General features: G+C 34.2%; 27 protein-coding genes. 17 read left to right on the forward strand and 10 right to left on the reverse strand.

The annotated features are described in order from the left end of the window. The first annotated feature begins 19 nt into the window (after window positions 1–19). From uvrB to BQ5367_RS03610, 5 genes are all read left to right on the forward strand, one after another. A complete protein-coding gene (uvrB, locus tag BQ5367_RS03590) occupies window positions 20–1,987 on the forward strand; it encodes an excinuclease ABC subunit UvrB (protein ID WP_071441193.1) in 1,968 nt (655 codons plus the stop codon). A gap of 166 nt (window positions 1,988–2,153) precedes the next feature. Beyond that, entirely contained in the window at window positions 2,154–2,549 is a 396-nt protein-coding gene (locus BQ5367_RS03595) for a PH domain-containing protein (RefSeq protein ID WP_071441194.1), read from the forward strand. Between the two features lie 78 nt (window positions 2,550–2,627). After that, complete coding sequence (locus tag BQ5367_RS03600) at window positions 2,628–3,884, forward strand: M28 family peptidase (RefSeq protein WP_071441195.1); 1,257 nt, start codon at window positions 2,628–2,630, stop codon at window positions 3,882–3,884. Next, window positions 3,881–4,687, forward strand: coding sequence for a Cof-type HAD-IIB family hydrolase (locus tag BQ5367_RS03605; RefSeq protein WP_071441196.1), 807 nt, complete (start codon window positions 3,881–3,883; stop codon window positions 4,685–4,687). Before BQ5367_RS03600 ends, BQ5367_RS03605 begins: the two co-directional genes overlap by 4 nt. Before the next feature lie 69 nt (window positions 4,688–4,756). Continuing rightward, window positions 4,757–5,671: an AEC family transporter gene (locus tag BQ5367_RS03610; protein WP_071441197.1), complete on the forward strand. Its 915-nt coding sequence runs from the start codon at window positions 4,757–4,759 to the stop codon at window positions 5,669–5,671. Window positions 5,672–5,729: 58 nt separating this feature from the next. Here the strand turns inward: BQ5367_RS03610 and BQ5367_RS03615 are convergent, their stop codons facing one another. Then, window positions 5,730–6,749, reverse strand: a complete 1,020-nt coding sequence (locus BQ5367_RS03615; protein WP_071441198.1) for a WYL domain-containing protein — start codon at window positions 6,747–6,749, stop codon at window positions 5,730–5,732. An 804-nt stretch (window positions 6,750–7,553) separates the two neighbouring features. Between BQ5367_RS03615 and BQ5367_RS03620 the strand changes: the two genes are divergently transcribed. Beyond that, window positions 7,554–8,105: a sugar O-acetyltransferase gene (locus BQ5367_RS03620; RefSeq protein ID WP_071441199.1), complete on the forward strand. Its 552-nt coding sequence runs from the start codon at window positions 7,554–7,556 to the stop codon at window positions 8,103–8,105. Here BQ5367_RS03620 and BQ5367_RS03625 read toward each other — a convergent pair whose 3' ends face one another. Then, window positions 8,106–8,588, reverse strand: a complete 483-nt coding sequence (locus BQ5367_RS03625) for an NAD(+) diphosphatase (protein ID WP_071441200.1) — start codon at window positions 8,586–8,588, stop codon at window positions 8,106–8,108. A 62-nt stretch (window positions 8,589–8,650) separates the two neighbouring features. Here BQ5367_RS03625 and BQ5367_RS03630 point away from each other — a divergent pair, with 62 nt between their 5' ends. Beyond that, entirely contained in the window at window positions 8,651–9,604 is a 954-nt protein-coding gene (locus tag BQ5367_RS03630; protein ID WP_071441201.1) for an iron-containing alcohol dehydrogenase, read from the forward strand. A 56-nt stretch (window positions 9,605–9,660) separates the two neighbouring features. Here the strand turns inward: BQ5367_RS03630 and BQ5367_RS03635 are convergent, their stop codons facing one another. The 5 genes from BQ5367_RS03635 to zupT all read right to left on the reverse strand — a co-directional run bounded on the left by BQ5367_RS03635 (window position 9,661) and on the right by zupT (window position 12,561). After that, window positions 9,661–10,506 carry a hypothetical protein gene (locus BQ5367_RS03635; RefSeq protein ID WP_071441202.1) on the reverse strand — a complete coding sequence of 282 codons (846 nt, stop codon included), beginning with the start codon at window positions 10,504–10,506 and terminating at the stop codon, window positions 9,661–9,663. 15 nt (window positions 10,507–10,521) lie between these two features. Next, on the reverse strand, window positions 10,522–10,749 hold the full coding sequence (locus BQ5367_RS03640; protein ID WP_071441203.1) for a hypothetical protein: 228 nt from the start codon (window positions 10,747–10,749) through the stop codon (window positions 10,522–10,524). A 10-nt stretch (window positions 10,750–10,759) separates the two neighbouring features. Next, window positions 10,760–11,014: a hypothetical protein gene (locus BQ5367_RS03645; protein WP_071441204.1), complete on the reverse strand. Its 255-nt coding sequence runs from the start codon at window positions 11,012–11,014 to the stop codon at window positions 10,760–10,762. A 1-nt stretch (window position 11,015) separates the two neighbouring features. After that, a complete protein-coding gene (locus BQ5367_RS03650) occupies window positions 11,016–11,510 on the reverse strand; it encodes a helix-turn-helix domain-containing protein (protein WP_071441205.1) in 495 nt (164 codons plus the stop codon). Window positions 11,511–11,790: 280 nt separating this feature from the next. Continuing rightward, window positions 11,791–12,561: a zinc transporter ZupT gene (zupT, locus tag BQ5367_RS03655; protein WP_071441206.1), complete on the reverse strand. Its 771-nt coding sequence runs from the start codon at window positions 12,559–12,561 to the stop codon at window positions 11,791–11,793. A 158-nt stretch (window positions 12,562–12,719) separates the two neighbouring features. Between zupT and BQ5367_RS03660 the strand changes: the two genes are divergently transcribed. The 5 genes from BQ5367_RS03660 (at window position 12,720) to BQ5367_RS03680 (ending at window position 16,340) form a co-directional block, all read left to right on the forward strand. Continuing rightward, complete coding sequence (locus tag BQ5367_RS03660; protein WP_071441207.1) at window positions 12,720–13,100, forward strand: GntR family transcriptional regulator; 381 nt, start codon at window positions 12,720–12,722, stop codon at window positions 13,098–13,100. Next, the gene (locus BQ5367_RS03665; protein ID WP_071441343.1) at window positions 13,087–13,977 is read left to right on the forward strand and encodes an ABC transporter ATP-binding protein; all 891 of its coding nucleotides are present in this window, start codon (window positions 13,087–13,089) and stop codon (window positions 13,975–13,977) included. Before BQ5367_RS03660 ends, BQ5367_RS03665 begins: the two co-directional genes overlap by 14 nt. Further along, on the forward strand, window positions 13,970–15,391 hold the full coding sequence (locus BQ5367_RS03670; protein ID WP_071441208.1) for a hypothetical protein: 1,422 nt from the start codon (window positions 13,970–13,972) through the stop codon (window positions 15,389–15,391). The genes BQ5367_RS03665 and BQ5367_RS03670 overlap by 8 nt, the downstream gene beginning before the upstream one ends. A gap of 2 nt (window positions 15,392–15,393) precedes the next feature. Further along, window positions 15,394–15,732: a hypothetical protein gene (locus BQ5367_RS03675; protein ID WP_071441209.1), complete on the forward strand. Its 339-nt coding sequence runs from the start codon at window positions 15,394–15,396 to the stop codon at window positions 15,730–15,732. Between the two features lie 74 nt (window positions 15,733–15,806). Beyond that, window positions 15,807–16,340 (forward strand): VanZ family protein, encoded by a 534-nt coding sequence (locus BQ5367_RS03680; protein WP_083383147.1) that lies wholly within the window; start codon window positions 15,807–15,809, stop codon window positions 16,338–16,340. Between the two features lie 4 nt (window positions 16,341–16,344). On the opposite strand, the gene BQ5367_RS03685 is transcribed toward BQ5367_RS03680, so the two are convergent. Together BQ5367_RS03685 and BQ5367_RS03690 are read right to left on the reverse strand one after the other, a co-directional pair. Beyond that, window positions 16,345–17,043, reverse strand: coding sequence for an ATP-dependent metallopeptidase FtsH/Yme1/Tma family protein (locus BQ5367_RS03685; protein ID WP_202615262.1), 699 nt, complete (start codon window positions 17,041–17,043; stop codon window positions 16,345–16,347). After that, window positions 16,965–17,204 (reverse strand): hypothetical protein, encoded by a 240-nt coding sequence (locus BQ5367_RS03690; RefSeq protein WP_071441211.1) that lies wholly within the window; start codon window positions 17,202–17,204, stop codon window positions 16,965–16,967. Before BQ5367_RS03690 ends, BQ5367_RS03685 begins: the two co-directional genes overlap by 79 nt. 252 nt (window positions 17,205–17,456) lie before the next feature. Between BQ5367_RS03690 and BQ5367_RS03695 the strand changes: the two genes are divergently transcribed. Further along, complete coding sequence (locus BQ5367_RS03695) at window positions 17,457–18,314, forward strand: glycosyltransferase family 8 protein (RefSeq protein ID WP_071441212.1); 858 nt, start codon at window positions 17,457–17,459, stop codon at window positions 18,312–18,314. A 51-nt stretch (window positions 18,315–18,365) separates the two neighbouring features. Here the strand turns inward: BQ5367_RS03695 and BQ5367_RS03700 are convergent, their stop codons facing one another. After that, window positions 18,366–18,725, reverse strand: coding sequence for a TetR-like C-terminal domain-containing protein (locus BQ5367_RS03700; protein WP_328586468.1), 360 nt, complete (start codon window positions 18,723–18,725; stop codon window positions 18,366–18,368). An 86-nt stretch (window positions 18,726–18,811) separates the two neighbouring features. On the opposite strand from BQ5367_RS03700, the gene rpmE reads away from it, so the two are divergent. The 4 genes from rpmE (at window position 18,812) to prmC (ending at window position 21,661) form a co-directional block, all read left to right on the forward strand. Next, the gene (gene rpmE / locus BQ5367_RS03705) at window positions 18,812–19,015 is read left to right on the forward strand and encodes a 50S ribosomal protein L31 (RefSeq protein WP_071441214.1); all 204 of its coding nucleotides are present in this window, start codon (window positions 18,812–18,814) and stop codon (window positions 19,013–19,015) included. Between the two features lie 73 nt (window positions 19,016–19,088). Further along, window positions 19,089–19,685: a thymidine kinase gene (locus tag BQ5367_RS03710; protein ID WP_071441215.1), complete on the forward strand. Its 597-nt coding sequence runs from the start codon at window positions 19,089–19,091 to the stop codon at window positions 19,683–19,685. Between the two features lie 48 nt (window positions 19,686–19,733). Further along, window positions 19,734–20,804 (forward strand): peptide chain release factor 1, encoded by a 1,071-nt coding sequence (gene prfA / locus BQ5367_RS03715; RefSeq protein WP_071441216.1) that lies wholly within the window; start codon window positions 19,734–19,736, stop codon window positions 20,802–20,804. Between the two features lie 2 nt (window positions 20,805–20,806). Further along, window positions 20,807–21,661, forward strand: a complete 855-nt coding sequence (prmC, locus tag BQ5367_RS03720; RefSeq protein ID WP_071441217.1) for a peptide chain release factor N(5)-glutamine methyltransferase — start codon at window positions 20,807–20,809, stop codon at window positions 21,659–21,661. Window positions 21,662–21,695 lie beyond the last annotated feature (34 nt).

The following is a 21,695-nucleotide window of genomic DNA, read 5'->3' on the forward strand; positions in this document are numbered from 1 at the left end:
CATCAGAAAGGAGCGTTATATGGATTTTCAACTCGTGTCCAATTACAAGCCTCAAGGGGATCAGCCTCAGGCAATCGAAAAACTCGTAGAAGGTATAAAATCGGGAAAGAAAAGTCAGGTTTTATTAGGAGCGACAGGAACTGGTAAGACATTTACAGTCAGCAATGTCATACAAGCGGTTAATAAACCAACATTGGTATTTGCTCATAATAAAACCTTGGCAGGACAGCTTTATGCGGAATTAAAAGAGTTTTTTCCACATAATCGTGTAGAATATTTCGTATCAAATTTTGATTATTATCAGCCTGAAGCTTATATTCCAAGCAGTGATATATATATTGATAAAACAGCAACTACAAATCAGGAGCTGGATATGCTTAGAATGGCTGCAACGAATGCAGTTTTGGAAAGAAGAGATACGATCATCGTAGCTTCGGTTGCTTGTATTTATGGTGCCAGCAATCCTGCACAGTATAAGGATATGTTTTTTACGATAAGAGTAGGAGAAACGATCGATCGTAAAGAATTATTAAAAAAATTAGTAGACAGACAGTATCATCGAAATGATATTGATTTAGAAAGAGCCAGCTTTCGTGTAAGAGGTGATTCTATTGAAATTGCACCAGGGCATACAGATAGCTATGTATTGCGTATTGAGCTATTTGATGATGAGATCGAACGCATCTGCGAAGTTGAGCCTGTGAGCGGCAAAGTATTAAATGCTTATACCGTATATGTTGTTTATCCTGCAAGTGGTTATGCAACTGAAAAAAGCATCATTCTTCACGCCTGTGATACGATTGAGGAAGAACTTGAGGAAAGACTGGATGAACTTGAAAAGCAAGGTAAGCTTTTAGAAAAACAGCGTTTGGAACAGCGTACCCGTTATGATGTAGAAGCTTTACGAGAGTTTGGGTTTTGTTCAGGAATTGAAAATTATTCAAGACATATCGATGGCCGGAAGGCAGGAGAACGTCCTTACACGCTATTAGATTATTTTCCGGATGATTATTTGTTGATCATTGATGAAAGTCATGTTTCATTACCACAGATACGAGGTATGTATAATGGTGATCGTGCCCGTAAAGAAACACTTGTAAATTATGGTTTCCGCTTACCAAGTGCTTTAGATAATCGTCCAATGCGCTTTGAGGAATTTCAGGAAAAGATCAATCAGGTCATCTATGTATCGGCAACTCCAGGAGATTATGAGCTTGAACAGACGCATGGAGAAGTCATCGAACAAATTATTCGTCCAACAGGACTTTTAGATCCAATTGTAGAGGTTCGTCCAACTCAACATCAGATTGATGATCTGGTAGATGAAATCAACGAAAGAATCCAGAAGAATGAAAGAGTTCTGATCACTGCTTTGACTGTTAGAATGGCTGAAGAACTTACAAATTATTTAAAACAGTTAGATTTAAAAGTAGCTTGGCTACATCATGAAATCAAAACGATCGAGAGAAGTGAAATTATTCGTGATCTTCGTTTAGGGAAAATTGATGTTTTAATTGGTATCAATTTATTAAGAGAAGGTCTAGATATTCCTGAAGTGTCGCTCATTGCCATCTTAGATGCCGATAAAGAAGGTTTCTTACGAAGTGAACGCTCTTTGATTCAGATCATTGGACGTGCAGCCCGTAATGCGCAGGGTAAAGTTATCATGTATGCAGATACTATGACTGAAAGTATGCGCAAAGCAATTGAGGAAACAAATCGTCGTCGTTCAATTCAAGAGGCGTTCAATGAAGAACATCATATTACACCACAGACAATTGTGAAACCTGTACAGGAAGTCATGCATTCAAAAGAAACTCAGCAGATGAGTGCAAATTATTTGAAGAAGAAAAGTAAGATGAGCAAGAAAGAGAAGGATAAACTGTTAGCTTCACTGGAAAAAGAAATGAAGCAGGCAGCGAAGGATCTTGATTTTGAAAGAGCTGCAGAACTACGTGATATGTTAATAGAATTAAGAAATGAATAAAGAATAGAATTAACATCGTACTATAAGTGAGGGAGAAATTCATTTCCCTAAGACGCATAATAAATGCGTTTTTTTTGCTTATTTCAATTTATTGTGACAAATTATACAGATTTTATCTTTTTAAAATAAATGGTGCTATAATGGGAGCAGTAAAAGGAGTAATCTTATGAGGACATTTAAAGGGAAAAATGCTGTTTGGTTTTATTTCACTTTTATCTTATATAATGTGATTCCTTTTGCTTCTTGGCCATGGGATCTTGGGTTACTGATTATACTTGTTATTTATTATTTGATTGGTGATTTGATTTTTATTCCATGTATGATAAATAATAAAATTGAATTATATGATGATTATTTTATTTTTCATTATATGTTCAGTAAGCAAAAGGTTATGTTGAAGGATATAAAAACGATTAAGAAAAGTCATAGTTTTATCGCATCCAGCGCAAATTCGTTAGATAGGATCTATATAGAAACAAAAAATCAGTCAATGTATATTTCATTAAAAGAAAATGATGAATTTATCAGACTTGTGAATGAAAAAAGAGAACATATCCTATAAAATGTATCTTTAAACTGTACTTTGGTAGTTTACCGCTATATAAAATAAGTTTATAATAGCATTATTGGAGGTAGTATCATGGAAAGCAAAGAATATAAATTATTAGAAAAGTTATATTTTGAAAGAATAGGTGGCACTGACAAAGAACTGGAGGCTTGTCATATCATTCAAGATGAATTGAAACAATTAGGATTAGAAAGTTATATCGAGGATTTTGATGTAGTAACCAATCATGTATCAAAGGTTTCTTTAGAGGTGTTAAAACCATATCAAAAAACATATGAAGCAACGGCTTATATGGGCTGTGTCAATACGCAAGGGCTTGTTGGAGAACTTTGTTATTTTGAAAGCGATAACGCAGTCAGTAAGAAACAGGTTTGTGGTAAGATAGCTTTGGTAAATGGATATTTAGGTATGAAAACTTTTAAAGCTATTACAGAAGCAAAAGCTGTTGGCTTTATTACTTATAATGGTAATATTGATAGAGAAGAAAATGATCTTGATCCAAGAGAATTGCGTGAATCTTTACAAGAGTTTGGCAACCTGCCAGGTGTCAATATCAGGGTAGAAGATGCAATGGAAATGGTAGCTAAGGGAGCTAGTGAAGTTCGTATCGTAGTGGAACAGACGATTGAAAAAGTATCTTCGCACAATTTGATTTGTGATATTACAAAAGAAAGCGAGGATATGATCGTTTGTACTGCCCACTATGATTCTGTGCCACATTCAAAGGGAGCCTATGATAATGCGACGGGTAGTGTTTGTCTGTATGGACTTGCGAAAGAATTAAAAGATAAAAAATTAGCACATAATCTACGTCTTATCTGGTGTGGCAGCGAAGAGAGAGGTCTTTTAGGATCAAAAGCATATGTAGCAGCTCACCAGGAAGAAATGGAAAATATCAAGTTATGTGTCAATGTTGATATGATTGGTTCTATTATGGGACGTAGAATTGCAGTTTGTACAAGTGATATGTCACTTGTTCATTATATGGATTATTTTGGAAAGATCAAAGGATTTCCGATTGAAGTATCTCAGGGAGTTTATTCGAGTGATTCTACACCATTTGCAGATAATGGTGTACCTGCAGTATCTTTTGCACGTATTACTTCACCGGGTACTGGAGAAATTCATTCACGTTATGATGTAATGGAACATCTATCTGAATCAATGCTTCTTCAGGACACCTCTTTTATCTGTGAATTTGTAAGTGAAATGGCAAATTCATTTGTGATTCCAATACCTAAAGAAATACCTGACAACATGAAAGAAGAAATTGATAAATATTATGGGCGTGATCTGAAAAAGAAAGAAGAGGAAGATAAGAAAGCATGAGCATAAAACTTGTTGCCGTAGATATGGATGGCACTTTTCTTACCCATGATAAAACATATGATCGAGAATCATTCCATCGCTTTTTTGAATACTTTCATCAGAAGAATGGCCACTTTGCCGTTGCTTCTGGGAATCAGTATTATCAGCTAAAAAGCTTTTTTGAAGAATATGGTGATAAGATCAGTTATATTGCGGAAAATGGTGCATGGATCATGAGTGAAGGTAAAGAGCTTTATTGTGGAGTTATAGATCCTAAAACAGTTAGAGATGTTTTGGCGGAACTTCAGAAATATAGGCAAATAAAAATAGTGGTATGTGGTAAAAATTCGGCATATGTTTTAGAGAAAGACGGTTTAGTTTTTTATGAACAAATCCATCGTTATTATCATAAACTAAAACGAGTCAAAAATTTTGAAGAAGGAATTGTCAGAGATCATATATTAAAGTTTGCACTGATGTGTCCTTTTGATGAGACAAATGAACTGATGAGTCAATTATCTTTACCTGATCATATTGTTCCAACAAGCGGTGGTCAGGGATGTATCGATTTAATTGTCAAAGGACAAAATAAGGGGAATGCTCTTTTGAAACTATGTCATGATCTTGATATATCGCTGGATGAATGTATTGCGTTTGGTGATGGGGGAAATGATGTAGAGATGTTGTCTATGGCTGGTTGTGGCTATGCGGTAGCTAATGCAGGTGAAGAAGCGAAACAAGCTGCTGATAAAATGATTGATTCAAATGAAAATCAAGGAGTAATCAAGGAATTGCTGAGATTAATGGAAAAGGCAATCCTTTGATTGCTTTTTTCATTTTAAATTTAATGGAGAAAGTGGTAAAATAAATCAGTATTTAAATGGGGTGAAAATATGCTGGATATATTGATTAAAGCAATAGGTTTTATATTTATTATCATCATAGGATATATATTTAAATCAAAAGGAATCTTTCAAAAAGAACATGCTCGGTTTTTATCATTTATCATTATGAATATTACACTGCCATGTTCACTATTTAGCTCAGTAGGTCATATTGATATTTCATCATCTCTGTTAATGGCCTTAGTTATTGGATTTGGTGCTAATATCTTAACGATTCTTGTGGGGTTCATCATGGCTAAAAATGGAACATTGACAGAAAAAGCTATCTATATGATCAATATGTCGGGCTATAATATTGGCACATTTGCTTTACCTTTTGTACAAAGTTTTTTTCCATCAAATTTATTAGCCTATGTTATTATGTTTGATACTGGAAATGCCATCATGTGTTTAGGTGGCACTTATTCTGTAGCGAGTTCTATGGTGGTTAAATCAAAAGGGATCAAGATCGTTATTGAATTTATAAAAAGACTTCTTTCCTCGGTCCCGTTTTGTACTTATGTTATTTTATTTATCATGTCATTATTGAATTTAACATTGCCATCCCAATTAATCAGTGTCACCAGTATTGCTGGTAATGCGAATGCTTTTCTGGCAATGTTGATGATTGGTATTTCGTTGGAAATAAAACTTGATTTATCACAAGTGATAAAAATTCGTAATATTCTGATAGGAAGATACGGCTTGATGATCCTGATATCAGTTCTGGTATTCATTTTCCTTCCTGTTGAAACTGCTGCTAAGCAGATGATCGTATTAAGTCTATTTGCGCCAATTTCTTCTGTAGCCCCGGTTTATTCTTATATGATTGATTCTAAAACACCTGTACCGGCTGCTGTTAGTTCATTAAGTATGATCATCAGTATTATTACACTTACAGTATTAATTATCATTTTTTCATAAGAATAGTAAAAAAGAGATTATTTATCACTAAAGATATAAAATAATCTCTTTTTAAATACTATTTATTAGGTTCATATGGATATTTTTTAGATGCCCAGAAATACAGTTCTCCCATTCTTGAAGCAAGATCAGCCGGATATTCAATGATTGCATTACTTCCAAAACGTGCAAAATAATTGATGAGCTGGTCATAAGAGCAGTCAAAATAGTAATCATTTCCTTCAATTTTGAGTGGCAGTGGTCGATGGACATAAAAACGTTCAAACATTCTTCTTCCATAAGGCTCATTGAGGTGTACCTTAACGAGCTGATCATTTGGATGATAAAGAAATTGTACACCATTACGTAAAGCTCTTGTATAAACATTTTTCTCTTGTTCACTAAATTCATGTTTATGATCATGAATGCTTAATCTTTCAATTTTTGAAAGACGGAATGTTGAAGGCTGTAATGTTACAGTGTCATTATAATTGAGGATGGTTGCTAAAACATAGTTATGTAGTTCTTCAAAGGATGCGGCAATCCTGTAAGGTGCAGCCATGTATTTATCTTTTCCTTTATTAAGTGTAAAAATGATCGTTTGTTTTTTCTTGATGGCTTCGTCTAAGGTTTCTTTTAAATCCTTGAAAAGAATCAGTTCACGTTTATCTTGCGGCAATGATGCATATGAGGCAAACATGGAAGCATAATAAGAAGATATGCTTTGATTCTGAAGTAAAACTCTTTCAATATATTCTATCGTTGTCTCAGATTTTTTAGTAGGTTTAAATGAAATAGAAACAGATGCTTTTTTTGATATCCGCTGGTTTTTAACATTTTGAATCTGATGTGTAATCTCTTCTGAGAGACGATGATTTTCTTCAGTAGAAAGAGAAGAGTGATTGAGGATATTTTGGATCAATGTATGGAGATATTTCTGTTTATTTTGATGTTCATCATAATAGTTAACTATTAAAGTATTGAGAAAGCTATTTATATTCACTTCTCCATTAGATTTGAGAAAACCAAAATTTGAAGCATCTTTTAATAAAGTTTCTTTTAATTCATTTGTAAGATATATTTTTATTTTTTCGCTCATAAGAATAATATACCTAAAAAGGGGTTATATTTCAATATAAAAAACTAAAAATAATATTTAAATATAATATAAAATGGGGTCGTGGAATTAATGTATTCGACCATTTTATTTTTATTGATTTTAATTTATAATAATTGTGCAAGGGAAATCCTGCTGATCTTTGACAAATATATCATTGAACCTTATGAAAGATAGGAGAGACACTCCTATAAGGATCAGGCTTGAAACGATGAGTTTAAGGGGAGGCTCTTAAAGGGTATCGTTAAAACACCAGTAATGTTGTTTTTGGATGAGTGACAACACTCAAAAATAAGTTTGAAGTAGGGTTCAGTTATTATCGTAATGTAGATCATCCAGATGGGGTCATCGCCGACAGTACAGTGTATGTGTAGGGTAGTGATGTTAATGGGGTGGTAGCCAGTGACTAGCTATAGATACCAAATAAGCCCTTTGCAGTTGATGAACAGCAATGTTCTATAAGTCCGGATGATCGTGCAAGTAGGGGAAAACTGCACAAAGGTTATATTAGCAGATGGAAGATCCTATGTCCCTGAACGTTGGTCCCAGGAGGATTCAGAGCTTTGAAGCTAACGCTTAGCTGTGATTGCGTAAGTGTCGCTCGCTTGCAAGGAATCGCAGTTCTCTTGACAGAATAACGCCCTTAGCTGAATACTTAGTGTGAGAAACACCAATGATATATTTGTCAAAGATCAAATATCATAAAAGGCTTATGCAGATAATAAGAAGCATGAGCTTTTTTTCGTATTATCGTATATAATAGAGATACGAAAAGGAGAAATTATTATGAGTGAAAAAGAAAAAATGATACGAGGTGAAGTTTATAATGCTGCTGATCCCAAATTAGTATTAGAGCGTGCCAAAGCCAATCGCATCTGTGCTCGTTACAATAAAAAAGCCTTGAATGAAATCAATATGCGATCAAGACGAATGAGGAAGTTATTGCATACAGAGGGTAATTTCTGGATCAAGCCACCTTTTTATTGTGATTATGGTTATAATATCTATTTAGGAAAAAATGTGCTGATAAATTATGACTGTGTATTTTTAGATGTATGTCCTATTAAGATTGGTGAACATACATTAATAGGTCCGGGTACACATATTTATACAGCGATGCATGCTTTAAATGCGAAAGAAAGGGAACAGGATGTGGAATTTGGAAAACCGGTGACTATTGGCAGAAATGTCTGGATAGGAGGTCATTGTACGATACTTCCAGGTATAACGATTGGTGATAATACTATTATTGGTGCCGGCAGTGTAGTAACAAAAAATATGCCAGCCAATGTTATTGCAGCTGGCAATCCGTGTAGGATCATACGAGAAAATAAATAACTATTGATGATCTAAATAATGAATCAAAAATCTTTTAGCTAAAGAGTTTTCTTTAATAAATTGACGTGCTTCTTCAAAAGAAAACCATGCTGCTTCATCGACTTCATTTGTTAATGAAAAATCTTCACTGTCACTAATACATAAAAAATTAAACATACAGGTATTTGTCGGTTCAAAATATTCGCTAGAATTAAATGATAAGTCATGAACATGTAAGTGAACCTCTTCAAAAACTTCACGTTTTACAGCTTCTAGTGCATTTTCACCTTTATTAATATAACCAGCGACCAATATATAAAAAGGTCTTCCATATTGTTTAATAAGCAGGATCTTATCTTTTTGAGGATTTAAGATGATCATGCTTACAGCACTTGAAAAAATGGGAAAGCGATATTCATGACATTTTTCACAATAAGGAATCATTCCTTCATGTTCAAGCTCTTTATAAATCAGTTTTGTACCACATTCAACACAATATTTCATGAGAGTATTTTATCACTATCATCTTAAAAGTAAAAGTGGTATATTATTAAAAAGGAGTTGCTATGGAAATAAAAAATGTTGGTTTATATATTCAAAAAGATGGACTTTTATCTCATTTAAAAGAATATGTAAGTGAGTATCAAAAGATAAGTGTCCTTGCAGATGTTTATGTATTTGAAAAATATCGTAAAACGATTGTGAATGGATTGAGAGAAGATACCGAGTTTGTGTTTGACATGCAAGATATAAAAGACTGTGATGTTGTTGTAGGTATTGGCGGAGGCAAAATGATGGATCAGGCAAAGTTTGCGGCTCATCAGCATGATGCTGCTTGCATCTTAGTACCAACAAGTCCTGCTACGGATGCCCCATGTACTTCGGTTGCGGTAATTGATGGAGAATATATTGAATGTGGATGTCCACAAAAAGTATTGGCAGATGAAGTAATCCTTTCACAGGTACCTTTACGATTTTTTATCAGTGGTTTAGGAGACGGATTATCTACTTATTATGAATCAAGGCATTATAAACTGCCTGCTTCTATCGAAACATTATGTTGTATGTGTAAAGATACGATTCTTAAGTATGGAATCCAGGCAAAAGCCGATTTTGAAGAAGGTCTCATGTCAGAAGCTTTATCAAAGTGTTTTGAAGCTATTCTTTATATGAGTGGAATATCTTTTGCGAATAGTGGCGGTAGTGGTGCTCATGCTTTGAGTTATGGATTATCAAAGGGATGTCAGAAAGCCTTGCATGGTGAACTGGTTGCTTTTTCTTTGTTAATACAGCTTTTCATGGAAAATGATGAAAGTATTCATGAGCTTAGGGAATTCTATCATATTGTTGGGTTACCTTGTCATTTGAAAGATCTTGGTCTTGATGATGTTAGTGATGAAGAGTTATTGGAAATGATCGATGATAGCATGAGTAAAAAATACTCCATGAATCGGATGCCGATGGTCATTCAAAGAGATGATGTATTAGAAGCAATTCGTTTAGTGGATGCATTTGAATAGGAAAAATAAAAAGCCCTTATTAGAGGTAAGAATACCCTGATAAGAGCTTTTTAGTATTATTTCGAAATATAAAACTTTTGAATATTATTTGTACGAAGGGAAGCTTTTGGATAATCTTTATCTAAATAATCTGCAGGTACCAGACAGATTCTGTTTTCATCACGCAATTCATGAGTTTCATCTGATTTGATTCCTTTTACCAGAAACATCAGATTTTTACTCATATAAGCTAATAATTGAATAATTGAAACATCTTCACCATTATGAGAAGAATCTTCATTTAGGGTAATCTTTTCACTTTGATCATTGATAATAGCTTCTCTTAATTCGATAAGAGAAAGGGGCTGAGAGTTTAGATAATAAATCAGATTATTAGAAGGATCTAAAAGAACCGTTTTATTTAAATCTTCGCAGAAGACTTCACAAACTACATGAATTTCCGGACTGTTAACATCATCACTATGGCATTCGACAACATTTGCCTGGAAACCATAGGCTCTTAAAACACCAGAAAGAATAATTGCCATGCCTCGACAGTTTGTATAATTATTTTGTTTTTGTGCAAACTCAATTTGGGCAATCGTACCGATATTTTCCTTATCATGACTATAGTTAGCACCATCATGGTGGTAGATTTCAGCCACCTTTTTTTGTAGAGCACAAACAGTTGAAAAGTTATGATGATTTTCAACATCAATTCCTTTTTCTTTGACATAATTAAATACTTTTTGATTATTTAATTCATATTTTAAGATTTCCTTACAAGGCTCATTTATATATTCATTGTGTTGGCGAAGCTTTTCTATGTTGATTTGAGGAATGATATAAGCGTGCTCTGCGAAATCTGGTTCATCACTGATTTGTTTGATCGTAAGGTCTAACTTTAATGAAATTGACTTCATTTCAAAAGTGCCTTGCTATTGGTCATTATTTATTTCTAAATGAATATTGCTAGGCATTCCGTTGATATCAAATATGAAATCAGCTGTAGTATCTGTTAACTTAGCTTCATCAACATCGTTATGCATATCACCCATTATAGGGAATGAAACTTGTCCAAAATCTTTCCCATCTTTTTCACCAAATGCAATCTGTACTAAGGCAAATCTAAAATCTGTTTCTATAATTCCTTTTAATTTCATCATAAAACACCTCCTACAAAGTGATTTTAATGATTTCTCCATCACTTGTTTCGATATGTACCAAGTCAAAATGTCCAAATTGTTTGACATATCTTTTTATTTCTTTCATCAGTATTTTTAGCTGTTCTTTGGTGATCGTATTTTCTTGAGTATTCTCTTCAATGACTTTGCCGGCGATCATGGCTCCTAATTTGTTGAAGATCACTCCATTGGGGATTGTAAGCCGTATGTCCTTCTCTTCTTTTGGTTCATGTATATAGATTTTCATATTACTCCACAAAGATCTCTATGTGATCTCCATCTGCACTTTCAATCTCGATCAGCTTTCCTACCAGCCCCTGATCTACCAGCTTCATGATCTGTTCAAAGTCAATCCCCTGCAATGCTTCCTTGCCGTTTACCTGGGGCATGCTCATTCCAATCGCCATCCCTGCCTTGACAAGCGGAATGGGAAGATTGATCCTCACCTTATCTCCATCGCTTGAATTGATCACGATCTTCACCATCATCTGCTCCGGATCCTTTCTTAGCTGGGGCTCTACGACTCTTGCTATTTCTGCATTCTCTTTCTGGCGGATCAGTTCATCCAAAGATACATTGAAAATATCCGATAATTCGATCAGAATCGGCAGATCGGGAATGCTTAGATCATTCTCCCACTTGCTGACTGCCTGTGAGGAGACATTCAGCTTAGAAGCTAATTCTTCCTGTGTCATTTTCTTAAGCTTGCGATATTCGGCAATTTTTGTTCCTAGTGTTTTCATGGCTATCTTTCCTTTCTCAGAAGAGCTGCGATCATTTTTTCCTGTTCTCTTTTCAATTCATCTCTGACTTCTTCTTCATGATAATAGTATTTCATAGTTTCTACCACCTTTCATGCCTTCATTATAGAATTAAGAAGAGGAAAAGAGAACAGATTGCCAGTTGAATCTATCAACGCTTCGTTGTATTTTACTCAACTGTCAGTTGGATTATCTTTTTTTTAAGATTATTATGCGCTTTTTTCATTTTTTTGACAAGAAAAAAGAGACTCGAGTCTCTTTTCTAAAACATTAATGTCAATGGCATTAAACAGATTCCGGCAAAAGCAGCCCATAAGGCAAGGCGTGGATAGCCATAATCTCTGCTTGAAGGCAGCAACTCTTCAATAGCAATATACAGCATGATTCCAGAAATAATACCAAAAATGATTCCTAAAGTAACATCATTGATAAATGGGCGTAATACTAAAAATGCCATCAAAGCCCCAATCGGTTCTGAAATTGAGGAAAGAAAAGTATAATACATAGCCTTTCCCTTAGAACCCGTTGCGAAATAGACTGGTAAAGCAACAGTAATACCTTCAGGAATATTGTGAAAAGCAATCGCAATAGCAATGGCCATCCCTAATGAACCAGAATCATAGCCTGCCATAAAGGTTGCGATACCTTCTGGAAAGTTATGAATTGCAATCGCCATCATACTGACAATTCCAACACGATAAAGATTTTCATGCTTCAGCTCATGTGTATCCTTTTCTTCTTCATGGGGAATAAATTTATCCAATAAGGAAGCAAACAATACACCCAGTATCAAACTGATCACCATATATATCGTACTGAGCTGTTCATTCGCAAATGTACTGAAATAAGATTTTGAACTAGGAAGCAGTTCCATGAAAGAAACAGAGATCATGACTCCCCCAGCAAAACCCAATGAAGCTGAAACTAGCTTCTCATTTTTTCGATCAGAAAAGAAAATGATCAGTGCTCCGATCATTGTAGAAAATCCGGCAAGTGTTGAGAGTATTAAAGCACGTATAGCTTCTTGTTCCATAAAATCACCTCTCTCTATCATATTGTAGACAAATTGTTATCAATAGGCAAATAAAACAATCCAAATTGTGAATATTTCCATTTGTTTCATAAAAAGGATTGACAAAATAATAAAACTGTAATACTGTAATAGTACAGTAAGACGGAAGGAGGAAAAACATGTTTGTCATTCAAACTAAAGATGATACACCTGTGTATATACAGCTGCAGCATCAGGTCTTAGATTATATCGCATTAGGCATTTTAAGAAAAGATGATCAGCTGCCATCAGTACGTACACTTTCAAAAGAACTTGGTATCAATCCCAATACCGTTGCGAAAGCCTATTCGAATCTTGAAATGCAAGGCTATGTTTACACCGTACCGGCAAAAGGTGTTTTTGTAAAGAGTGAAAATGTCACAGATCTGGTGTATGAACATAAGCTGGAGGAATTAAAAACAAAAATGGCAGATTGTAAGAACGTCGGAATTAAAAAAGAGAAAATTCTGGAAGTTGTTAATAAGGTCTACAAGGAGGATGATGGATATGCTAAAGGTTGAAGCTGTTTCAAAGAAGCTTGGCAATAAAACCGTACTTGAAAACTGCTCGCTGACGGTACAGAATGGTTCAGTTTTAGGTTTGATCGGTCCTAATGGAGCAGGAAAATCAACACTATTAAGATGTATCTGTGATGTATATCAGTGTGATGAAGGAAGTATTACCTTAGATGGGGAAACGATTCATGAAAATGAATATTTAAAACAGAATATACTTTATCTTAGTGATGATCCATATTATATGTACAATGCAACGATCAAAGATATGAAAGAGTTCTATCAGATCTTTTATCCACAGTTTGATGAACAGCTTTATCAGAAATATTTGAAAATCTTCAAATTGGATGAAAATAAGGTCATGAATAACTTTTCTAAAGGTATGAAACGTCAGGCTTTTATTCTTATGGCATTGGCAATATCACCAAAACTCCTTCTTTTAGATGAGTCTTTTGACGGACTTGATCCAATGATGCGTCTATTATTTAAAAGAGCAATCAGTGAATGTATCGAGAAGAAAGATATTTCCATTATTATTTCTTCACATAACTTGAGAGAGCTAGAGGATATTTGTGATGCTTTTGCGATACTTGAAGATGCTCATATTGAAACAAGCGGTATGATCGATGATACCAAAGAAGCTATTCATAAAATACAGATTGCTTTTAGAGAAGAAAAGAATCGTGAAGATTTTGAATCACTGGATATTATGCATTATGCGAAAACAGGAAGAATCATTACCCTTGTAGTAAAAGGTAATCTGGAAGAAATTAAGCATCAGATTCAATCTTTAGATCCATTAATGATGGATATCTTACCTGTAAATTTAGAAGAAATCTTTATTTATGAAATGGAAAGAAAGGGGGTATTTGTTAATGAATAAGGTAACAACAAATTATTTTAAAAACTTATTCCTTAGAAAAAAGAAGCTATTGATTCTATATTTCTTTGTATGTTTCATGGCTTATCCCTTTGTCATGTTTACAAATTTACTAACTACCAATGGTGTTGGCGATGTTCAGATTACCGTCTTTATATTTAATGTTTGTCTATTTGTATTAGGGATATTTGCGATCGTGCTGCCTATCTTTACATTTAAGTTTTCACTGACGAAACGTCATGTTGATACGTATTATGCGATTCCGATTAATCGTGATCATCTTTTTAAAACTCATTTTATTGCACCAATACTAGGGGTATGTGTGCCAATCCTGATCAATTATCTTATTGGCGGACTGCTTCTTTTAGTAAACCATCACAGCAGTGTATATGTTTACTTTAATTTACTGCTTATACTTCTTATGGCTTTTGCGGTATTTGTTATAATTTATAGTATCAATACATTCTTTGTTTTGAAATGTAACAATGTTCTTGATGCCTGCATCATCAGTGCAGCAGTAACGATTTTGCCGATCTTTGTATTTTTGGCCGTTAATATCTTTTTAAGTACACAGACAGTAAATAATGGGATGGTTTCGGTTTCAAACATTCCTGATCTGGTCTTAAAACTATTATCACCAATGAATGGACTGGTTGTAGTAAGTTCAATTGTACGAGTGCTGCCATTTGAAAATAAGTTTCTTTATTCAGAAGTTGACTGGATCATGATGGGTTATTATCTAGTGCTCGGTTGCGGAGCAGTTGCCGGTGCTTATTTCATCTTTAAAAATAAAAAAGGTGAAAGTGCTGAACAGCTGACAACAGATTTTGTCACATATCCATTGCTTTCTAATATAGCTCTTGCAAGTTTGATACTTTGTTTTAATTTAATGGGCAATGATTTAACAGTAAATATTTTAATTGTTGTATCTTTGTTTGTCATTTTCTTTATTGTTAAGGGAATCGCAAGAAGAAGCATGAGATTGACGCCTATGATGGTGGCAGAGTTTGTCATTTTAATGGTATTGTTTAATGGGTTTAATTTTATTTCTAGAAATACAGAATTTTTTGGAATTAATCGTCAAGTCATTGATTATTCGAAATATAGGGCCGTTACTTTTGAGTTTTATGGCGATGAAGCTAATGGCTGTACGGAAATTCTTGATAAGGATGTACGGGTACTGGTAAAGAATATGGATGAAAATGACAAAGCACTATTTGATTATATTGAAGTGCTTCAAAACAAGGCTTCGTTAAATCATAAAATGAATAATGGATATTATTATGTTAATGATTCTTGTGTTACTTTAGATATTGTTTATAGTAATGGAAGTAATGATAACAGAATGGTTTATTTTTATCTTGATAAAGAAGATGCGACATCATTAAATACATTGATAAATCAAATAAAGGAGTAGTTATGTTTTATATATATTGGATTTTAATGATGATTGCTTTATTTACATCATTTGCATATTTTTCTAAAGGAAATCAGAATAAAAACCATTCCTTGATCATATCAAGTATGGTTCAGTGTTTGCTTACTTTAGCATTACCTTTATTGAATTTTCTGTTTGTTGCAGAGGGAAGATGGATGAACAGCTTTGAGAATGAATTTATATTTCTCTGGCAGAAGCTTCATGAAGGGAATATGATTGCTTTTGCCATCTTATTTGGATACCTGGCTTTATTTGCGTTAGTGATCTTAAATGGGCGATGGTCAGTTGAAGAAAAAAATCGCTCCTCTATTTTTATTTAGATCATAATTTTAGAGCGAATGCATTAATTGCTTTCGCTCTTTTATAAGATGTTGAGATAATTTTATGAGGTGTTATGATGAAATATCTGATAGATTTTATGTTTTTAACATTATTGTATATTTGTGTCTTTTTTAGAAGGTGGAAAAGAAAAAGTAACGATGTATTATTCGTCAATACGCTTATGTATATATATCTTTCTTTCGTTCTGTATTTTACTTTGATGCCAATGATAACTTCTATCCCATTTATACTCAATCACTCTTATGTACCTATGAATCTGGTGCCATTTATTGATGTTTCAAAAGAAAGAGGTGATTTTTTAAGACAAATCATATTGAATGTGATCATGACCATACCTTTTGGTTTTCTGTTTCCAATCACACAAAATAGGAAGGGTTCATTTTCTAAAACGATATTGTGGGTGTTTCTGATGAGCTTAGGTATAGAAATCCTGCAGCCTATGATCAGTGATGTCAGAGCTTCAGATATAACAGATATCATTACAAATGTGATGGGAGGAATCATTGGGTATATTTTTTATGTTGTGTTTAAACCAATGATATTTTGGATCTTAGATTATCTGAAAATAAAAACATCAAAAATATGATATTTTATGCATTTAAGATAGACATAAATTCTTCTCCGGTAATTGTTTCTTTTTCGTATAGGAATTTTGCTAATTCATCTAACTTGTGACGATTTTCTGTTAATATTTGACAAGCTTTATTATGCTGTTTCTTAATTAAAGCTACCACTTGTTTGTCAATCTGAGCCTGAGTTTCAGCGGAGCAGGCTAAGGAAGTATCACCACCTAAATATTGATTTGTGACAGTTTCCATAGCTGTCATATCAAACTCATCACTCATACCAAAGCGTGTAATCATTGCCCGGGCTAATTTAGTAGCTTGTTCAATATCATTGGAGACACCTGTAGTAATTGAATTGAAAATGACTTCTTCAGCAGCTCTGCCGCCGGTTAAAGTAGCAATTTTATTTTCTATTTCTTCTTTGCTCATTAAGTTATGTTCACCCTCTTCAACCTGCATCGTATAACCTAAGGCACCTGAAGTACGAGGAACGATCGTAATCTTTTGTACGGGAGCAGAGTGGTTTTGCATCGCTGCAACTAAGGCATGACCGATTTCATGATAAGCTACGATCATCTTTTCTTTATCGCTTAAGATGGCATTTTTCTTCTGATATCCAGCAATAACAACCTCAATACTTTCTTCTAGGTCAGCCTCGCATACGGTTTTACTGCCAATAAAGTCACTGTCGATGATCGGCTTCCTGCTGCACTTTTCTTTAATAACAGCTCATTTTCGAGATATTCATCTGTTATGTTTTGAAGCTGCTGCTTGATTTTAGAGTGATCTTGCTGCTGACAGATATAAAGCTGGCTTTGCAATTTTCCAAACTGTTGTTCTAGTTCATAAAGCTTGATTGCAAATATTTCTTCACTGAGTTTCATGAGTCTTGCTCCTTTCGATGAATATGTTATATCAAAACATATTCTATTGTTCCATTTGCAGTTTTAAAGATCTGTATGAACAGAATTTGAAAAATGTAAAAAAGAACGACAAAACTATATTTTTGTAAAGAAAAAAAAGTAAATGTTTATGTATCTTTTTCTGTGATCTTCTGTTATTCTATAATTGAAAATCACTCAAGATTTCTTGTGATATACAATCTCAAAGTGATAATGAAAGTGTGGTGAATGGAGATGATCTATAAAAGAGGTTCAGAAAAGGATATCATTCGAATCCTCGTTTCTTTAGATCAAAATTATTTATTTCGCTTTCAAGTTCTTTTAACATCAATTGCAGTAAATAATCCTCAAGAGAAAATGGAAATTTATCTGATGCACAGTGATATACCTGAAGAAAAATTAGAAAGTGTAAAAAAACAATGTGCATCATTTGATTATGGATTTTTTTCAATTGCTGTAGATTCTGCAATCTTTAGCAATGCTCCTGAAACAAAACGTTATCCTCAGGAAATGTATTATCGTTTATTAGCTGCACATCTTCTTCCGCAAGACTTAAAACGTATACTATATTTAGATCCTGATATTATCGTTATCAATGATTTACGTCCTTTATGGGAAACAGAAATGCAAGGTAATCTTTTTGCGGCAGCTTCACATACAGGTTTAACAGAATTAGCTAATAATGTGAATCGATTACGTTTAGGTACTGATAGTGATTATTATAATTCAGGTGTTCTTTTAATAGATTTAGAGGCTTGTCGAAAGGAAATCATACCTGAGGAAGTCATCACCTTTTCCACAACTCGGCGTATGAGTCTGGTACTTCCTGATCAGGATATTCTTAATGCAATGTTTGGTCATAGAATTTTACCTTTAGATGATTCGATCTGGAATTATGACGCTCGTAAATATAATAGCTACTTAGCTCGCAGTTCAGGAAAGACAGATATAAACTGGATATTTTCACATACGGTGATCCTTCATTTCTGTGGTCGGGCTAAACCATGGAAATCCCGCTATCCTTATCGTTTTGGTTTGTTGTATAAGCATTATGAACAATTGACCAGAAGATGGCTTGAAAATCTTGAATAATAGTATCTGCAAACTAAAAGGCATCAGCTGATGCCTTTTTATATTTATTGATTATAACTGATTTTGAGATGGAAGGAAGCGACATATTTGCTTGGCAAGAATTTTCGTATCCAGATCTTTTTGCTGACAATACATCAGTAACAGACCACTTATGCCAAAGGCATAAAAGTTAAGAGCTACTTCAACATCACTATAATTAAGTGAAAGATCATGAACTTTATTTTCAATTAAAGCCTGAAGGTATGTTTTTGTAGCGTGAACAAATAATTTTTCAATCTGTTCTCTTTTTTGAGAGTTCATTAGTTTAAGGGTCAGTTCATGGTTTTTTACGGATGAATCAAGAAGATACACGAATGCCTCTTCCGGACTATCTGTATTTAAACATTTCTTATTGATGAAATCATAAAAAATACTTGATTTAACTTTCTTTTGATGGTATCATGTATTAGCACTTACTTTGGGTCGATAAGACACTCAAGGCGGAAGGAGAATGAAAGATGAAAAAAGGAATTCACCCTACTTACAATCGCATTACTGTGAAATGTAGTTCATGTGGCGCTGAATTTGAAACAGGATCAACTGCTAAATCATTAAGAGTTGATACTTGTTCAAACTGTCATCCATTCTATACTGGAAGACAGAGATTTGCAGCTGCTGCAGGTAGAATTGAGAAATTCAATAAGAAATACGGACTTAAATAAGAAAAAGAGGACATTAAGTCCTTTTTTCTTGCCTGAGTTTTGTGTATAATGTATGAGTATTCGAGGTGAAATTATGTATCAACAATATAAAGAGGGCTGGATTGAAGTTATTACCGGCTGCATGTTTGCGGGCAAAACGGAAGAACTGATTCGAAGAATCAATGTTTTACAATTTGCGAAAAAGAAAATCGTTGTATTTAAACCAAGCATTGATAACCGTTATAGCGTAGATAAGGTGGTTTCGCATGCTGGTACAAGCATTGAAAGCTATGCAATCAAAGATTCGGCAGAGATATTAAAACTTTGTGAAGATGCAGAAGTAATTGCGATTGATGAAATACAGTTTTTTGATGAAGGGATCGTAGATATCTGTAATTATCTTGCTGATCAGGGAAAACGTGTGATGTGTGCCGGCTTAGATATGGATTTCCGTGGAGAGCCTTTTAGTATCATGCCACGTTTAGTAACGCAAGCAGAGTTTGTAACGAAGCTGACTGCCGTCTGTACAAAATGTGGAGCTCCTGCTACTCGTACGCAGCGAATTATTAACGGAAAACCGGCAAATTATAAGGATCCGGTAATTCTTGTAGGAGCAAGTGAATCTTATGAGGCACGTTGTCGTCATTGTCATTGTGTTCCAGGGAAAAAAACGATTGGTGAAAAATCTTAGTTTTAATGTGATTTATAATTTTGTTAATAAGAAAGGAAGGGAATGTTCATGAATCCAATGATAGAAAGACTTGAAAGCATTGTTTCTCGATATAATGAATTGGGAGAGCTTTTATTGAAGCCTGAAACATTATCAGATAATCGTTTGATGGCAAAATATGCCAAAGAACAAGCGTCTTTGACACAAGTTGTTGAAACATATGCTGAGTATAAAAAAGTAAATGAAGAATTAGAAGCAGCTCATGAATTACTTATGGAAAAAGATGAAGAAATGAAAGAAATGGCAAAGATGGAAATTGAAGAATTGGAGCCTAAAAAAGAAGAACTTCATCAGAAATTAGAAATTTTATTGATACCAAAAGATCCTATGGATGAAAATAATGCCATTGTGGAAATTCGTGGAGCAGCTGGCGGTGATGAAGGAAATATTTTCGCTGGTGATTTGTATCGTATGTATAGCCGTTATGCAGAAACTGTTGGATGGAAGATAGAAGTGATGGAAGAAAGTCCTGCAGAAGCAGGAGGTTTTTCGCTTATCAGTTTTATGGTTAAAGGACAGCATGCCTATGGTGCTTTAAAGTTTGAAAGTGGAAGTCATCGTGTACAGCGTGTACCTAAGACAGAATCTGCAGGAAGAATTCATACTTCTACAGCTACAGTATTAGTATCACCAGAAGTAGAAGAAGCTGATTTTGAAATTGATCCAAACGATCTGGAAATTGAAACTTGCCGTTCAAGCGGAGCAGGCGGACAGCACATTAATAAAACAGATTCTGCTGTACGTATCGTTCATAAGCCTACAGGTATTGTTGTTAAGTGTCAGGACGGTAGAAGTCAGCATGCAAATAAAGAAACAGCGATGCGTCTGATTCGTGCCCGTGTCTATGAAGATCACATGGAAAAAGAAGCAGCAAAAGCTGGTGAAGAGAGAAGAAATAAAATCGGTACAGGAGATCGTAGTGAAAAGATCCGTACCTATAACTATCCACAGAACCGTGTGACAGATCATCGTATCAACTTTACATTGAATCAGTTAGATCGTGTCATGGAAGGTAAGTTAGGAGATATTTTAGCTGCCTTAGAAGAATATGATCAGAAATTAAAACTGGCAGGAAAATAAAAATGAATTATCGTGAATGTCTGATGAATGCGAAAAAGCAGATGGTGGCAAGAAATCTCTCAGAAAATGCCGCTATGCTTTTGATGATGGAAATTACCGGTAAAGAAAATCATGATCTTTACATGGAATTTGAAGATGAAATCAGTGAAGATGTTCTTAAAGAATTTAATGAGAAATTTGAACTGTTGCTGACGGGAGAACCTTTACAACATATTCTAGGCTATGAATATTTTTATGGCTATAAGTTTATTGTTAATGAAGATGTTTTGATTCCACGTCCTGAAACTGAAGAGTTGGTTGCGAATGTACTGGCTTACTATGATGAATATTTTAGTGGTAAAAAAGTGCAGCTATGTGATATTGGTACAGGCAGTGGAGCCATTGCGATCACCTTAAAAAAAGAAGAAAATAATCTTCAGGTAACAGCCAGTGATATTTCAGAAAAAGCTATAGAAACAGCTAAGAAAAATGCAGAAAATCTAAATGCTGATGTGAGTTTTTTAGTAGGTGATATGTGTGAACCTCTCATTGAACAGAATTTGAAAGTTGATATTCTTGTTTCAAATCCACCCTATATTCCAACTCATGAAGAAGTGGAACATAGTGTAAAAGATTATGAGCCACATGTAGCTTTATTTGGCGGTGAAGATGGTTTAAAGTTTTATCGAGTTATCTTTGAGAGAAGTCAGTTATTATTAAAAGAAAAAAGTATGCTGGCTTTTGAGATGGGTTATAATCAGAAGGAAAATCTAACAGCTTTAGCACGACAGTATTTTCCAAATAGCCGTATAGAAGTAATCAAAGATATGAGCGGTAAAGACCGAATGTTATTTATATTTAACAATTTAGGAGAGTAATTCTCCTTTTTTATTACTTATGACAAAAATGTGA

This window comes from Traorella massiliensis (assembly GCF_900104665.1).
In the GTDB taxonomy this organism is placed as follows: Bacteria; Bacillota_I; Bacilli_A; order Erysipelotrichales; family Erysipelotrichaceae; genus Traorella; species Traorella massiliensis.

What these genes read in the sequence shown, in the direction of transcription:
- uvrB (WP_071441193.1), top strand. Translation starts at nt 20, where the DNA reads ATGGATTTTCAACTCGTGTCCAATTACAAGCCTCAAGGGGATCAGCCT.
- BQ5367_RS03595 (WP_071441194.1), top strand. Translation starts at nt 2,154, where the DNA reads ATGAGGACATTTAAAGGGAAAAATGCTGTTTGGTTTTATTTCACTTTT.
- BQ5367_RS03600 (WP_071441195.1), top strand. Translation starts at nt 2,628, where the DNA reads ATGGAAAGCAAAGAATATAAATTATTAGAAAAGTTATATTTTGAAAGA.
- BQ5367_RS03605 (WP_071441196.1), top strand. Translation starts at nt 3,881, where the DNA reads ATGAGCATAAAACTTGTTGCCGTAGATATGGATGGCACTTTTCTTACC.
- BQ5367_RS03610 (WP_071441197.1), top strand. Translation starts at nt 4,757, where the DNA reads ATGCTGGATATATTGATTAAAGCAATAGGTTTTATATTTATTATCATC.
- BQ5367_RS03615 (WP_071441198.1), bottom strand. Translation starts at nt 6,749, where the DNA reads ATGAGCGAAAAAATAAAAATATATCTTACAAATGAATTAAAAGAAACT.
- BQ5367_RS03620 (WP_071441199.1), top strand. Translation starts at nt 7,554, where the DNA reads ATGAGTGAAAAAGAAAAAATGATACGAGGTGAAGTTTATAATGCTGCT.
- BQ5367_RS03625 (WP_071441200.1), bottom strand. Translation starts at nt 8,588, where the DNA reads ATGAAATATTGTGTTGAATGTGGTACAAAACTGATTTATAAAGAGCTT.
- BQ5367_RS03630 (WP_071441201.1), top strand. Translation starts at nt 8,651, where the DNA reads ATGGAAATAAAAAATGTTGGTTTATATATTCAAAAAGATGGACTTTTA.
- BQ5367_RS03635 (WP_071441202.1), bottom strand. Translation starts at nt 10,506, where the DNA reads ATGAAGTCAATTTCATTAAAGTTAGACCTTACGATCAAACAAATCAGT.
- BQ5367_RS03640 (WP_071441203.1), bottom strand. Translation starts at nt 10,749, where the DNA reads ATGATGAAATTAAAAGGAATTATAGAAACAGATTTTAGATTTGCCTTA.
- BQ5367_RS03645 (WP_071441204.1), bottom strand. Translation starts at nt 11,014, where the DNA reads ATGAAAATCTATATACATGAACCAAAAGAAGAGAAGGACATACGGCTT.
- BQ5367_RS03650 (WP_071441205.1), bottom strand. Translation starts at nt 11,510, where the DNA reads ATGAAAACACTAGGAACAAAAATTGCCGAATATCGCAAGCTTAAGAAA.
- zupT (WP_071441206.1), bottom strand. Translation starts at nt 12,561, where the DNA reads ATGGAACAAGAAGCTATACGTGCTTTAATACTCTCAACACTTGCCGGA.
- BQ5367_RS03660 (WP_071441207.1), top strand. Translation starts at nt 12,720, where the DNA reads ATGTTTGTCATTCAAACTAAAGATGATACACCTGTGTATATACAGCTG.
- BQ5367_RS03665 (WP_071441343.1), top strand. Translation starts at nt 13,087, where the DNA reads ATGCTAAAGGTTGAAGCTGTTTCAAAGAAGCTTGGCAATAAAACCGTA.
- BQ5367_RS03670 (WP_071441208.1), top strand. Translation starts at nt 13,970, where the DNA reads ATGAATAAGGTAACAACAAATTATTTTAAAAACTTATTCCTTAGAAAA.
- BQ5367_RS03675 (WP_071441209.1), top strand. Translation starts at nt 15,394, where the DNA reads ATGTTTTATATATATTGGATTTTAATGATGATTGCTTTATTTACATCA.
- BQ5367_RS03680 (WP_083383147.1), top strand. Translation starts at nt 15,807, where the DNA reads ATGATGAAATATCTGATAGATTTTATGTTTTTAACATTATTGTATATT.
- BQ5367_RS03690 (WP_071441211.1), bottom strand. Translation starts at nt 17,204, where the DNA reads ATGAAACTCAGTGAAGAAATATTTGCAATCAAGCTTTATGAACTAGAA.
- BQ5367_RS03695 (WP_071441212.1), top strand. Translation starts at nt 17,457, where the DNA reads ATGATCTATAAAAGAGGTTCAGAAAAGGATATCATTCGAATCCTCGTT.
- rpmE (WP_071441214.1), top strand. Translation starts at nt 18,812, where the DNA reads ATGAAAAAAGGAATTCACCCTACTTACAATCGCATTACTGTGAAATGT.
- BQ5367_RS03710 (WP_071441215.1), top strand. Translation starts at nt 19,089, where the DNA reads ATGTATCAACAATATAAAGAGGGCTGGATTGAAGTTATTACCGGCTGC.
- prfA (WP_071441216.1), top strand. Translation starts at nt 19,734, where the DNA reads ATGAATCCAATGATAGAAAGACTTGAAAGCATTGTTTCTCGATATAAT.
- prmC (WP_071441217.1), top strand. Translation starts at nt 20,807, where the DNA reads ATGAATTATCGTGAATGTCTGATGAATGCGAAAAAGCAGATGGTGGCA.